This window comes from Eubacterium sp. AM46-8 (assembly GCF_003466705.1).
GTDB lineage: Bacteria > Bacillota > Clostridia > Lachnospirales > Lachnospiraceae > Lachnospira.
In genome coordinates this window covers 84,884-99,404 of record NZ_QSEU01000006.1, presented here as the reverse complement: position 1 = coordinate 99,404, position 14,521 = coordinate 84,884, and the positions used below count along the sequence as shown (strand labels likewise).

Sequence of the window (14,521 nt, the reverse complement as noted above, 5' to 3'; positions counted from 1 at the left end):
TCATGTTTTCTTGATAAATTCTATACGACACTTAGGACACTTAATACTTATTCTGCCCTTTCCCTTAGGAACTCTTATCTTCTGTCCACAGCTTGGACATTTGAAAATTCTATGTGTCTTACTGTCCTTAATTCTTGCTCTTACCTTGTTAAACTTACTCATGAATTTATAATGAATCTTCATATACTTCTGGTTTTCAGCACTTCTTCTTGATATATTTCTTGAAAACATTCTGAAATATATGTACACAATACCAAGGAGTGCTACTGTATATATTACATTACTCCTTAAGAAGAAGGTAAGTATAATCAAAGCAAGAACTACATATGATAAACATCTCGAAAGCTGGTCCATGCCATATCTTCCATACATAAATCTTGAAAAACTCTGCTTAAATCGGTTCATAAAAAACATTCCCTTTCTATATATTGAAGTAATTCACATCAACATACATATGGTAACATACAACCCGATAAAAGCAATTAAAAATGTATAAAATAAATATGATTGTTCTATATATTTTGTAATGACACCTGTTCAATATTCTTCTGTAATGTACCAATCAATTCCTCAATAACTATAGGTTTGGATAAGAAACCATTCATACCGCATTCCAGTGCTTTTTTTCTATCTTCATCAAAGGCATTGGCAGTCATGGCAAGAATAGTAATCCCAGCCAGTGCCGGATCATTCAGTGCACGGATCTGTTTGGTAGCCTCATATCCGTTCATTACAGGCATCTGAACATCCATCAGTACGATATCATAATTACCCGGTGTCGAATTCTTAACCTTCTCCACCGCCTCAGCTCCATTTTCTGCAGTATCAACCATGAAGCCATACGCATTAAGAAGTTCCACCGCAATTTCACTGTTCAGTTCATTATCTTCCACAAGCAATATACGTTTGCCTAGGAAATCTGAACCCGCAGCCGGAAGGATTGTATCCTCTGCCTCTGTCTGTGTCTGGCCGATTGCAGTCATCAAGGTATCTCTGATATCTGACATGAACATTGGTTTCGCACAGAAAGCAGTTACCCCGGCTGCTCTGGCTTCCACTTCAATTTCTGACCAGTCATAAGCAGTCAGAATAATAATCGGTGTATCATCACCAAGTCTGCGAATCTGACGGGTGACTTCAATGCCATTCATATCTGGCAGACGCCAGTCGATGATATAAGCGTGGAACGCATCTCCAAGTTCCATAGACTGTCGTGCACGAAGAACAGCTTCCTTGCCGGAAAGTGTCCATTCTGAACGCATTCCAATCCTCACAAGCATTTTGGTCACGCTGTCACAGGTATTGAAATCATCATCTACAACCAGCGCTTTAAGACCTTCCAGTTCTGCAATCTTCTCTGTATGGTGTTTCTCAGACTGAATCCGAAATGGCAGACAGACAATAAACTCAGTACCTTTGCCCTGTTCTGTCTGAACATCAATCGTTCCGCCCATCATATCCACAATATTCTTGGTAATGGCCATTCCAAGCCCTGTCCCCTGAGTCCTGCTGACTGTGGAAGTACGCTCTCTCTCAAAAGGAGAAAAAATCTTCTTTACAAATTCCGGGCTCATGCCGATTCCATTATCCTTTACCCGGATCTCGTACATTTCACTGCCCTTTACTGTCCCTGGGAACTGCTTCAACCGTACAGAAACAGTTCCTCCTGCAGGAGTAAACTTAACTGCATTCGACAAAAGGTTTAAAAGCACCTGATTCAGTCGTGTCTTATCACAATAGACATCCTCATCTGTCACATCCATGACATCCATATAAAGATCCAGCTGCTTTGCATGGATCTGCCCACTGATGATGGTCTTCAAATCATGAAGTACATCCGACAGATTGACCTCCGTTTCTTCCAAATGGATTTTTCCACTCTCGATACGGCTCATATCCAATATATCATTAATCAGTGAGAGGAGATGGTTGCTGGATGAAAGAATCTTGTCCAGATAATCCCGGACTCTTTTCTGATCATCAATATTACTTACCGCCAGTGTTGTAAAACCGATAATCGCATTCATTGGTGTCCTGATATCGTGAGACATATTGGAAAGGAAAGTACTCTTTGCCCGGTTTGCTGTCTCTGCAGCACGTACTGCCTCTGAAAGTGCCTGATTCATTTTCCAGTCAGCAGTACGGTCTGACATAACCAGAATAAATTTCTTTTTCCCGTTTATCTCACAGCACATCGCAATATTATGAAACCAGCGTTTTTTCCCTGTTTTCAGATGAACATATTCGAAATCTCCTTCTTTCTGTTCATGAACCTGAATTCCTTCCAGATAATTTTTCTCTGTATCTCCCTGTTCTGCCATATGCAGTTTTGCCAGAATACTACTATCCTTACGAATCTGTTCTACCGTAATGCCCAGCAGTTTTTCCACATTCGGACTGATGTAATCTGCCTGATATGTTTTTGCATCCAGCATCAGGAAAACATCATCCACATTCATTGAAAGCTTTTGAAACAGCTCATCCCGGTACAGAATCTCCGTATCTTTTTTCCTTAAGTTTGTCCTGCTTTTTTGAACAATCAGGCTTATAAGGAATGCGGCAATACAGAACACAATCGCACTAACTAGAAGTATCGTACTGCGCTGCAGGCTGTTCATACTGGCATTGACAATATCCGCCTGTACAAGTCCTAAGAACATCCAGTCCTGGATATCCGATTTTTCATAGACCAGATAGTAGTTCCTTCCATCCAGATTTAGGAGCATCGCATCGGTACATCCTGTTTTAAACTTCTCCGAAAGCTCATTGATTTCTTTTTCAGACATATCAGAGTGCTCTCGCAGAACGCCAAAGAAATTATACACATTACCCCATGATGCAGACGAATGATTTACCACAACACGTCCATCCGGATGAACAACAAAACTCTGGGCATTTCCATTAAAAACAGAAATATCCAGTACATTTACGATATCAGAGTTTTCATAGGCAATGGCAATCGCATCATATTCAAATCCCTGATAAATTCCATGAGCCTTAGGAGTGGCAAAAACAAGCAGCTGGGATTTTCCGGGAACTGCTGCATTTGCAATAACATCATTTCCCTGCCTGATTTCCTCTTCAATATTTTCCTGTAATCCAAGATACCCGGTGTTGCCTGTTACAACCTTATAGTTTCCTTCAGCTGACAGAAAATAAAATTCTACAAAGCCTGCATATTCCTGCGCTTTCTTTATATAGTCACGGATTTCGTCCTCACTTGAGGTATTCTGCAGATTCTCACCCCACATATGAAGATAAGTCAGATTCTTATCTGTAAGTTCCCGTAGCATGTTATCAGACTGATGAAAAACTTCCGTCAGATGAGAAACGCTTTCCTCATAAACAGTTTTCGATATAAATCCAAAATATTGGAAAACCAGCAATACAACACACGCAAAAACAGCTAGATATGCCGCTATACTAAATCGTTTTCTCATGCCAGTTCTCTTTCTGTCTTTATTATGATTCTTAATTTCCATACTTCTCACCTCAGAGTCATGTAGTCCTCAGGCTCTGCAAGAACGGCATTACCATCTGATACAGCTCCTGTCCAGGCATCTTCCACAGCAGTATCTTCTTCATCAAACACAATATTCTCATCTGCCGGATAAGCTTTCATGTGTTTTGGTATCGCAAGACAGATTACTGTAAAAGTATCATTGTCCTGAACTTTCTTTCCGTCCTTTGTAATTTTACTCAATGTATAACCATCATCTGTTTCTTTGACTTCTACAGAAATGCCACTAAACACAGGCAGTGAGCCACGGTTAAATGGGATGAAACCGCCCTCATAGCCTTCTACAAAGTTTTTAACAGTCTCTTTCAGCTCAGCTCCACTCATCTTGCTGCTGTAGGCTGAAAGACAATTTGGCATGATCATGCTTCCCGCCATTTTGAGTGTATAACCGGCTTTCAGCACATTTCCCGTAAAGCTGTTTCCGGTTGCTATCAGCACATCTGTCCCATAGATGCCACGCAGAGTGTTGGCCATAACCGAATATGCCGCATTTCCACCGTTGCTATGAAAACGATTGGAATAAGACTTCTGTGAATCCAATATTACTTTCTCAGGAATGGATTTCTCCTCAAGAAGCTGAGAATTAAATGACTGATAAGCCTGCTCTGCATCATATTCTCCTGAAATCATTCTCGAAACCACATTCTTGGAAACAGAGAAAAAGTCATTTGACGCAATGCGGATATACATATGGTTTTCTTCTATCACAGGTTTCACATCTTTCAGATATTCCGTAAGCTTAAGATTCACATCCTGACTGTAGCTTAACAGATCCTGTCCATCACTAATAATCCGGTTCTGTGCATCCTCTGAAAGCATTGTGTTCAGCACCTTCATTGCTTTCTTCCGGCGTGTTTCATCCTGAGTCAGGTCACGGTTTAAAGCCACCTGAAAATATGGTGTAGTCATAAGCCACTTTTCACCATTCTTCTGAAAGAATGGAAGAAATGTTGTGTTAATCCCCTGATTCTGAAACATTTTTACTCCAGAAGAGCTTCCAAAGTACATGGCAAGCTTTCCACTTTGATACATCTCAACTATATCATCATAATTTATATCCAGATCATCCGGGCTCAGACCAGTATCCTGGATAAATTGCTCCATGCGTTCAAAAGCCTCAGGCCATATAGTACTGTCCAGACCTTCTCTCTTTTCATTATCAGGATCACTGTAGGCAGTACGCCACTTGCGTCCATCTACAGAAGACAACTCTGATGCTGACAGACCCTGCAGTGTTTCCATACAGGTATAATCATAATAATAGTCTGCAGTAAACCCACGGATTCCCACTTTGTCAAATGCCTGGCAGGCAGAAACAAAGCTTTCATAATCTGTTGGGAGAGGGATATCATACTTTTCAAAAAGATCTTTGTTAACTACAAAACCGTGTGCATCCGCACACACTGGAATCCAGTTTACGCTTCCATCCTCATTCATAAAATTGCTAAGGTAGCTGTCATAGACCGCACCTGCCGCATTGGTTGTAGAAAGATCCATAAGACTATCTTTTAGGGGACTCGCATCATGCAGTGAAAAACGACAACAAGTTATAATATCCGGCAATCCACCGTTTTCCTTAAGAAACTTGTAGAAATCCAGATTATTATTTCCTACTACAAATTCAACATTGATATCCGGAAGCTGTTCCTGAATATATGGTGCATATTTTTCATACAGGCTTGTGCTCCATAAGTACACCGTAATTGTTTCCCCATCTTCTTTTTCTGCACTTTTGCCGCCACAGCCTGACAAAAGTGATATAGCTGTCACCATTACCAGAAGAACCAGCAAAACTCTGTTACATTTTTTCTTTTTCATTACGAATTCTCCTCTGAGTTTCCTTTGCATTTTTCTGCGCCGTAAAAAAACCTATGACTACCGCCATAGGTCTTATTTCTGATTGAATAATAGCTCCTGTCACATACAATTATCCTGCTGCTTTCGGCATATTAATATTCCATGTACAATTCCCCATCAAGGTTCTTCCAGTAGAACTTATCCTCCAGTATCATATAACTGTGTTCGGAGTTCTCTTTAGGAATTGAAACTGAACCAGGATTCATGTATATGTAATTATCTCTCTTCTCACACTTAGGTACATGTGTATGTCCGCAAAGTAGAATATCTCCTTCCTTTAATGCAGGTATATTCTTCTCATCAAGCTTGTGTCCATGTGCAATAACGATTGATCTGTCATTGAAATTAAGATATGCCTGTTCTGCAAGTACATTAAAGTCAAGCACCATCTGGTCAACCTCTGTATCACAATTACCTCTTACGCATATAATCTCATTGCGTAAAGGATTAAGCATTGCAATAACTTCCTTAGGTGCATATTCCTTAGGCAGGTCATTTCTCGGGCCATGGTAGAGTATATCACCTAAAAGAATGAGTCTGTCTGGCTTCTCTGCTTCATATCTTTCAAGCAGCTTTCTGCAATAATATGCAGAACCGTGTATATCTGATGCAATCATTATCTTCTTCATATTCTGTCCTTTCCTTATATAAACCGATTCTTAATTATCTTGCAAGCTTATTAAATGTTGGCACTTTATAATGTGAAGCATTACTTAAAAACTGAGATAAAGTATTAGGAACCTTGTATGTATCAAGTACCTTCTTCATAAAAGCAATTGATCTTTTCTTATACTTCATACTTCGTAATACTGTTACCGCAGCTCCATCATCATACCCCCTTGCAAACTGCTTTGCATATCTTGCAAATTTAGTTTTATCAAGTTCAGGAATGTTAAAATAATTCTGAAATATCTCCATTGCCTCAATAATTCTCGTATTATCAAAATCAAGTTCTACTGCAGGTCTTTTCACCTCTATATTACCAATATGACATACAGACTGCTTACACACGTTAGAATACAGGCTTATATTATCAGACTTGACATTCGTAAGCGAATATTTGTTATACAGGTGTATTCCGGTAAACATTCCGCTTGAATTATCCTCTCCAAAGAAATAATTCAGTAAAAGCTCTGTAATATCTCCCTGTGCATCTGATTTCTTAATATACATACCTCTTCCAACACGGATTATCTCTCCCTCGTCAGAGAGTCTTTCGACAGCCCGGAAGAATGCTTCCTGATTCATCCGCACAAATCCATGCTCATACATATCATTAGCCGACACAACCGTGCCATCTGCCACATTATCAAAGTAATCTAATATCTTATCTCTGTTCTTCATAATTCTTTAGCATGGTGAAGCTATTACACTTCTTCAAGATTGATTGTCTCTGTTTCTTCTGTATCATCAGCAGATTCTTCCTTTTCAGGCTTTTCTTCTTCCTTGCCATCTGCCTTCTCATTAATTACCTTGACTTCAACCTCAACATCTCCGTCTTTCTCATCAAATATAACATCATCATCAAAATCATCATCTGATGCAAGACAGTCATCCTCATCAACAAAATCAGAATCTTCCTCATCTTCTTCATCGACATAGAAATTAACAGGAATAACTTCTACATTACTGCATACAGCCTTACCAATAATATACACTGTGTGAATTCCTTCTTCGTCAACATTATCAACAAGATTCTTAACACCAGCTATCTTTCTTGAAATATCACATGTTGCATTGACACCTTCTGGAAGAATGATAGTTACTGAACTTGCATTACTTGAGAAATTAATATATACATCCTTCTCAAACACTGCAAGACCGAGGTCAAGTACTGTCTTAGAGGCCACTGCTTTAAGCTCGCAGCCAGCAAATACCTCGTCTTCAACCTCTATAACCTTCTTCTCTCCGATAGCATTATACTTACGGATTTCATCATCAAAACTATCATTCTCTTCTTTAGCGAATCTTTCCTTAGTCTGCTTGAACTTATCAAAAGCAACCTTGCCTGCTACAGCAGCAGCGCCTACTCCTAAAACAACCTTAGCCAATCCATGTTTCTTTGCCATAGTATTATCCTCCAATTCACGCATTATAATGCAATCTACTCTTTAAATTCAATCACCACAAAATCTTGTTTTAGTATATCATACTCTCTATACAAAAATCAACGCGAATAGACACATCCGCAATAATTCTGCCTGTATAGATTATACTCATGTGAAAGCTCAATAGAACGCTTATATCCCTCTTTTTTCTTAAAATCAGATAAAAGATATGGCATATCATATTCCTCTGAAAGCTTTAAACCTATTTCATTAAGCTTGACGCTGTTCTTTAGAGGGCTTATTGTAAGCGTTGTCGTAAAATAATCAAATCCACCAGCCTTTGCAGTCTCACAGGTCTTTTTAAGCCGCAGCTCATAACAACGGAAACATCTCTCCCCGCCTTCCCTGCACTGTTCATATCCTTTAGCTATGTCATAGAATTCCTTAGTATCATAATCGCCTTCTATGAAGGAAACCTTATACTTTGCCGGAAATTCACTGATGAATCTCTTCTGTTCTTCAACTCTTTTTCTGTACTCTTCCTCAGCAGATATATTCGGATTATAGTAGAATACAGTTATATGGAAATAATCAGAAAGATATTCAATACAATGACTGCTGCATGGTGCACAGCAGCTGTGAAGAAGCAGAGTCGGTACAATTCCGTCCTTCTGGAAGCCCGCTATCTTCTTATCAAGCTCTTTTTGAAAATTTCTCTGTTCAAAAGGTATTCCCATATTACTTAACCTGTCCTGTTATCTCTTCTAACGCAGCGTAAAGCTTTTCCATCTGCTCATCAGTTCCTATTGTAATTCTTAAATAATTATCAATAAGGGGCTGATTGAAGTATCTGACAAATATGTTCTTTTCTTTAAGTTTTTCAAATATTTCCTTAGCCGGAACACTCTTGTGTGTTGCAAATATAAAGTTAGCCTTAGAGTCAGGGAATGAGAAGCCTAACTGTGATAATCTCGCCTTAGCATTCTCTCTGGTCTTAACTATCTTACCCACGCACTCTTCAAAGTATTCCTTATCATTAACAGACTCAATACCATAGCTTATTGAAGTTCTGTTCATTGTGTATGAATTGAATGAGAATTTGACATCATTAAGTGCCTTTATAAGCTCAGGATTACCAAAGCAGTAACCTATTCTCATACCAGCCATTGAACGTGACTTAGAAAATGTCTGGACAACCAGCACATTTTCATACTTATTGACAAGCTCCATTGCTGACTTTCCGCCAAAATCAATATAAGCCTCATCAACAATAACAACTACATCCTGATTATGTTTAATAATATCCTCAACCTTATCAAGTTCCATATAAAGTGCTGTAGGAGCATTAGGGTTAGGGAATACCACTCCGCCATTCTCCTTGTAATAATCTTCTGGAATTATATTAAAAGCCTTATCAAGCGGCTGCTTCTCATATGGAATTCTGTAAAGGTCAGCCCATACACTGTAGAATGAATATGAGATATCAGGAAACAGTATTGGCTTGTCAGAATTAAAGAATGTCAGGAAGCACATTGACAATACATCATCAGAGCCAACTCCGACGAACACCTGATTATCATTCATTCCGTAATAAGCTGCAATTGCATGTACAAGGTCTGTAACCTCAGGGTCCGGATAAAGCCTTAAATCGCTGATATTCATTCTCTCTGCTGCCTCAAGCACCTTAGGTGTTGGAGGATATGGATTCTCGTTGGTATTAAGCTTTACAACATCTTTAACCTTAGGCTGCTCTCCCGGCACATATGGCTCAACTCTTCTGATATTCTTCTCCCATGTCTTCATATATAAGTCCTCTTCTTTCACGAATAATTATAATCCCATCTCTTTAGCAACTTCTGCAAAATGTGGTAATGAATTAACAATTGTATCGTAAGATACACAGTATGCAATTCTAACATATCCAGGGCATCCAAATGATGATGCAGGAACCATAAGGATATTGTGCTTCTTGGCTGCCTCACAGAAAACAGTTTCATCTTCAACAGGCGACTTTACGAAAAGATAGAAAGCTCCCTCTGGCTTTACACATTCAAAGCCTAACTTTGTGAGTCCTTCGTATATTGCCTTTCTGTTCTTGTCATATGCTTCAAGATTAACCTGTGCATCAACACATTTTGCAACAACTCTCTGCATAAGTGAAGGTGCATTAACGAATCCTAATATTCTCGTTGCTACAGAAGCTGCTGACTTAACATCTTCTGGATCAGTAACCTCATCAGGAATAACAAGATATCCGATTCGCTCACCTGGGAGTGAAAGCGACTTACTGTATGAATAACCAACAATAGTATTATCGTAATATTTAGTAAGATATGGAACATCAACACCATCATAAGCTAACTCTCTGTATGGTTCATCTGCTATTAAGTAAATCTCTGTTCCGTACTCTTTCTGCTTCTTATCCATAATAGCAGCCATCTTCTTTATAGTATCCTCTGAATATACAACTCCTGTCGGGTTATTAGGATTATTAACGATAACAGCTCTTGTCTTAGGTGTAATCTTTGCTTCAAACTCGTCAAGCTTAGGCTGGAAATCCACAGTATTAGGTGAAACAACCACTAATTTCCCACCAAAATTACTTACATAATTCCTGTATTCACCAAAAAATGGTGCAAATGTCATAACCTCTTCGCCCGGATTAAGTAATGTCTTGAATATTGTGTTAAGTCCGCCTGCTGCTCCAACAGTCATTACAATATTAGTATGGTTAAAATGTGTTCCGAATCTTCTATTAAGTGACTCTGCTATAGTCTGTCTTACATCCTCATATCCTGCATTACTCATATAGCCATGTATAAATGTTGATTCTTCATTATCTACTATATACTTAACCGCTTCATTAACCTCTGCAGGTGCTGGAACATTAGGATTGCCAAGTGAGAAATCATATACATTCTCTGCCCCGTATAACCTGGCAAGTCTGTTGCCTTCCTCAAACATTGCACGGATTACCGAACTGTTTTTTACTAAAGAAACCATTGAATCAGCTATCATTGTTTATATCCTCCAAAAAAAATATGACTACATTATAATCAAAATCATTTGATTTTACAACTTTCAATACGTTCAATCATATGCTATTATTTATAATAGTTTCAAATTTATAATCTGGGGGATGAATATCATGTCTAAAGTTCTTTATTCAATATACAGATATATTGTTTTAGGATTGTTTCTCGTTATAAACATATGGCTGTTTCTGCTTAGCATTTTCAGCACCAGCAAAATGACTACTGATGCAAGTGAATATACATATTACACAGGAGATTATGTGTGGGTTCACCTTATAGTACTTGCCTGTATTGCAGTCCTTACCTATATTCTCGTAAAGAAAAAATTATTTACCATTCTTAACAGATACCTGACTGATAACGATAAAGCCTTCAGAAAAGTGCGTAACATTTGTCTGATAATCATTGGAATCACAGGAGCAGTCTGGGTTATTCTTACACAGTCGCATGCTGGTGCCGACCAGTATTATGTACTTGATGCCGCTGCTGGTCTTAGAAGCCATGACTATACAATGTTTATGCGTGATGGATATATAGCTAAATACACTAACCAGATTGGGCTTTTATTCATTGAATACATTATTGGTTTCGTTGTTGGTGACTATAACTACATATTCTGGCAGCTTTTAAATGTCATAATGATAGTATTCACTTACAAAATGCTGGCAGATTTATTCTCAATATGGAAATTGCCACGACTTGCATCTGTCTTATTCCTCGTCCTTGGTATACTATTTTTCCCATGGACACTTTACAGCGTATTTATATACGGCAATATAGCCGGCTTATTTTTTGCTGTCATGGCATTTAAATATACAATGCTTTTTGTTGGCTCATCCAATACAGACAATTCCATACATATCTCATATATTGCGGTCACTGGAGCTGCTATGATGATGAGCGTCATGGTTAAAAGTAATTATCTTATATTTATGATTGCTCTTATTTTATATACAATTGCCGAAACATTAAGACATAAGAACATACAGATTATTCTTGTTACATGTGCCATAGCTGCAGGATTTGCCATACAGGCAGTTTTTCCTAAATTAATCATAGAGAAAATATCTGGATATAATCTGGATAATGGAGCTTCATCATGGACATGGATAGATATGGGACTCCACTCGACAACCGCAACTGTATATGCAGACGGATGGTATAATTCCAGAATTGCATCTCTTTATGAAAGAAATGATTATGATTCAAAAAAGGAAGCTCAGGCAGCCAAAGCAGATATTAAAGGTTACATAAACAGCTATAAAAGCGATCCTAATGCATTTACATCTTTTCTTTCAAAGAAGATTGCATCCCAGTGGAATAACCCTGGTTTTCAGTGTTTCTGGATAACTAATGTCAGAAACAGCAGTATCACGCAAAGTGGTATTATTACAGATATTTTATCATTAAAAGGAGGCATACCTTTTATGAATTATCTTAATATACTGCAAAGTATAATTTTATTTGGAAGTATGCTATATGCTGTTTATGCTCTGTTCTTTAATTCAGTTCCAGCTTCAACCGTACTTCCACTGACATTTATAGGTGGTTTCATATTCCATATATTCTGGGAAGGAAAATGCCAGTACACACTTCCATATTTTGTATTGCTGCTTCCTTTAAGCATTATTGGATTTTTCTATATGGCGAAAGTCTTTATAGATTTTTCAAAAAAACACATATATCATTGTGCAGCTGGCTTAATAGTCCTTATATTAGTCACAATCATATTTAACCACTTTATAATAATTAACCATGACAATAAAAGTTATAAAGAATATAAGGATTATACTATAAAAGTTGAATCTGGTAAAATAACTGAAACTGATAACTGATTATACATCTGGGGGTTATATGAGTAAAAATAAAAAAAATTGTTTATATATTGTAATTCCATGCTACAACGAAGAACAGGTTTTGCCTGTTACCTCAGGCATGTTTCTTGATGAACTTAACCATCTTATCAAAGCCGGCAAAATCAGTTCTGACAGTAGGATAATGTTTGTCAATGATGGAAGTTCTGACAGTACATGGGATATCATTACGAATTTATCAAAGAAAGATAAGCATTTCATCGGAATAAGCCAGAGCCGCAACCGCGGACACCAGAGCAGTGTACTTGCCGGTCTTATGGAGGCAGCCCAGTATGCTGATATGACTATATCTATAGATTGCGACGGACAGGATGACATTCATGCAATGGAAGATATGGTTGACGCTTACCACGATGGCTGTGATATCGTCTATGGTGTAAGAAATGACCGTTCAACAGATACATTTTTTAAAAGAAACACAGCCAAAGGCTTCTATAAAATCATGGCAAAGCTTGGCGCAGAAACTGTATATAACCATGCCGATTACAGGCTTTTATCAAAGCGTGTGATTAATGAACTGGCACAATTCAAAGAAACTAATCTGTACCTTCGTGGGCTTATCCCGCTTGTCGGTTTTAAGAGCACAAGCGTATATTACTCAAGAAGCGAGCGGCTTGCCGGAAAGTCCCACTATCCTTTCAGCAAAATGCTTAACCTTGCATTAAACGGCATAACAAGCCTTAGTGTAAAACCACTCCGTCTTGTTATGTCACTTGGTATTATCGTTTCAATCCTCAGCTTCATCGGTGTTATATGGGCTGTCGTTGACAACCTGCTCGGCAACACAGTAACCGGCTGGGCAAGTACAGTATGTATCGTATGCTTCATGGGCGGAATACAACTTATGTGCCTTGGCGTTATCGGGGAATACATCGGGAAGATATATATGGAGGTCAAGAATAGACCCAGGTTTATTATCAGCGAGAGGACTTATAAAAACGATGAGGAGTGAGAGGGCTGTTTCTCTACCCATTCACTCCTCCTTTTATAACGCTTCTCTAATCTACACTGCAAGGACAGGTACAATCAGATTAAATACCAACACCATCAGTATATCTGATAGATAAATGTTTCTATAGGCTGCCAATGTTATTATTATTCTTATGGCTATTATTATCGCAGTCATTACTGCACATGGTTTTATTTTCTTTTTTGTTATGAATATCCATAGCTGCATCCGTCTATCGGCATGTTTTTCAGCAGTTCTCTTGTTGTTATTCTTTTTCTGTTAGTGCTGTATGCTTCCTGATAAGATTTGTATTTCATGACCATATATGTCACGCCAAGAAGGTAAAACATGTACCCAATCAGAACAACCTTCATGTCATTGTTCAAATCACTGAAATCTATCATTTTATTAGGTGCACATGCTAATATCCCTGATATTATGAAGAAAAATATGGCCAGAAACTTCTCTCCTACATTATCCTGAAACCATGTATTTTCTTCTTTAAAGAACTTTTCTAATTTTTTCTGCTGTTTGATATCTGTTTTGATAGTCATTTTCTCCTCTTTCCTGCGCTGTTCTCACACTGTGCATTCAATACTTTCGCTGAACTCTCCCAGTCTGCCGCCCTCCATAACTGCCACATAATCCGTATTCTTCATAATCTCTGTCATGTCATGTGTTGTCATAATCACACAGCATTCCTGTGCTATAAGTTCTCTTAACATGTCAAATAATTCTATCTTAAACACTGCATCCATGCCTGCTGTTGCTTCATCAAGAAGATACAGCCTGCTGTGATGTGCTATTGCAAACGCAAGCTGGAACTTCATACGCTCACCTCTTGACATACGCCACAATGTCGTTGCAGTGCTGACATTCATCTTTTTCATACATTCATTAAACAGTTCCACATCAAAATCATCATACACAAGTCCCAGTATATCAGCATTCTGCTTTCCGGTACGGTTCTCGAAGAATACATTATCCTCTGACACAAAACCAATGATTTCCATTACTTTTGAATGATTCCTTTCAAGTTCATAGCCAGACATCTTTATGCTTCCTGTGTACCGTTTTCTCTGTGCTAGAATGTAATTAAACAATGTGGTTTTGCCGGCACCATTCTTACCTGTAATTGCATATATGTATCCATTCTCAAATTTCGCACTTATGTCTTTTAATTTAAATCCAAGTCCTTTTCCTGTAACATTTTCTAATGTCAGTGCAATATTCTCCAT

General features: G+C 38.2%; 13 protein-coding genes. 2 read left to right on the top strand and 11 right to left on the bottom strand.

The window, feature by feature from the left end; genetic code table 11:
• From DW963_RS05825 to DW963_RS05785, 9 genes are all read right to left on the bottom strand, one after another.
• Entirely contained in the window at positions 1–405 is a 405-nt protein-coding gene (locus DW963_RS05825) for a hypothetical protein (protein WP_117914225.1), read from the bottom strand.
• A gap of 107 nt (positions 406–512) precedes the next feature.
• Positions 513–3,482, bottom strand: a complete 2,970-nt coding sequence (locus tag DW963_RS05820; RefSeq protein WP_117914224.1) for a hybrid sensor histidine kinase/response regulator — start codon at positions 3,480–3,482, stop codon at positions 513–515.
• Between the two features lie 5 nt (positions 3,483–3,487).
• Positions 3,488–5,338 (bottom strand): extracellular solute-binding protein, encoded by a 1,851-nt coding sequence (locus tag DW963_RS05815; protein ID WP_117914223.1) that lies wholly within the window; start codon positions 5,336–5,338, stop codon positions 3,488–3,490.
• A 131-nt stretch (positions 5,339–5,469) separates the two neighbouring features.
• Complete coding sequence (gene yfcE / locus DW963_RS05810; protein WP_117914222.1) at positions 5,470–6,006, bottom strand: phosphodiesterase; 537 nt, start codon at positions 6,004–6,006, stop codon at positions 5,470–5,472.
• A gap of 34 nt (positions 6,007–6,040) precedes the next feature.
• Positions 6,041–6,721: a type IV toxin-antitoxin system AbiEi family antitoxin domain-containing protein gene (locus DW963_RS05805; protein ID WP_117914221.1), complete on the bottom strand. Its 681-nt coding sequence runs from the start codon at positions 6,719–6,721 to the stop codon at positions 6,041–6,043.
• A 23-nt stretch (positions 6,722–6,744) separates the two neighbouring features.
• On the bottom strand, positions 6,745–7,446 hold the full coding sequence (locus tag DW963_RS05800; protein ID WP_243269346.1) for a hypothetical protein: 702 nt from the start codon (positions 7,444–7,446) through the stop codon (positions 6,745–6,747).
• A 98-nt stretch (positions 7,447–7,544) separates the two neighbouring features.
• Positions 7,545–8,162: an epoxyqueuosine reductase QueH gene (locus DW963_RS05795; RefSeq protein WP_117914219.1), complete on the bottom strand. Its 618-nt coding sequence runs from the start codon at positions 8,160–8,162 to the stop codon at positions 7,545–7,547.
• A gap of 1 nt (position 8,163) precedes the next feature.
• Complete coding sequence (gene hisC / locus DW963_RS05790; RefSeq protein ID WP_117914218.1) at positions 8,164–9,228, bottom strand: histidinol-phosphate transaminase; 1,065 nt, start codon at positions 9,226–9,228, stop codon at positions 8,164–8,166.
• Between the two features lie 27 nt (positions 9,229–9,255).
• Complete coding sequence (locus DW963_RS05785; protein ID WP_117914217.1) at positions 9,256–10,443, bottom strand: pyridoxal phosphate-dependent aminotransferase; 1,188 nt, start codon at positions 10,441–10,443, stop codon at positions 9,256–9,258.
• A gap of 130 nt (positions 10,444–10,573) precedes the next feature.
• Here DW963_RS05785 and DW963_RS05780 point away from each other — a divergent pair, with 130 nt between their 5' ends.
• Both DW963_RS05780 and DW963_RS05775 read left to right on the top strand, forming a co-directional pair.
• Positions 10,574–12,295: a glycosyltransferase family protein gene (locus DW963_RS05780; RefSeq protein WP_117914216.1), complete on the top strand. Its 1,722-nt coding sequence runs from the start codon at positions 10,574–10,576 to the stop codon at positions 12,293–12,295.
• A 19-nt stretch (positions 12,296–12,314) separates the two neighbouring features.
• Positions 12,315–13,286, top strand: coding sequence for a glycosyltransferase family 2 protein (locus DW963_RS05775; protein WP_117914215.1), 972 nt, complete (start codon positions 12,315–12,317; stop codon positions 13,284–13,286).
• 203 nt (positions 13,287–13,489) lie between these two features.
• Here the strand turns inward: DW963_RS05775 and DW963_RS05770 are convergent, their stop codons facing one another.
• Both DW963_RS05770 and DW963_RS05765 read right to left on the bottom strand, forming a co-directional pair.
• On the bottom strand, positions 13,490–13,837 hold the full coding sequence (locus DW963_RS05770; RefSeq protein ID WP_117914214.1) for a hypothetical protein: 348 nt from the start codon (positions 13,835–13,837) through the stop codon (positions 13,490–13,492).
• Positions 13,838–13,861: 24 nt separating this feature from the next.
• Positions 13,862–14,521 carry an ATP-binding cassette domain-containing protein gene (locus DW963_RS05765; protein WP_117914213.1) on the bottom strand — a complete coding sequence of 220 codons (660 nt, stop codon included), beginning with the start codon at positions 14,519–14,521 and terminating at the stop codon, positions 13,862–13,864.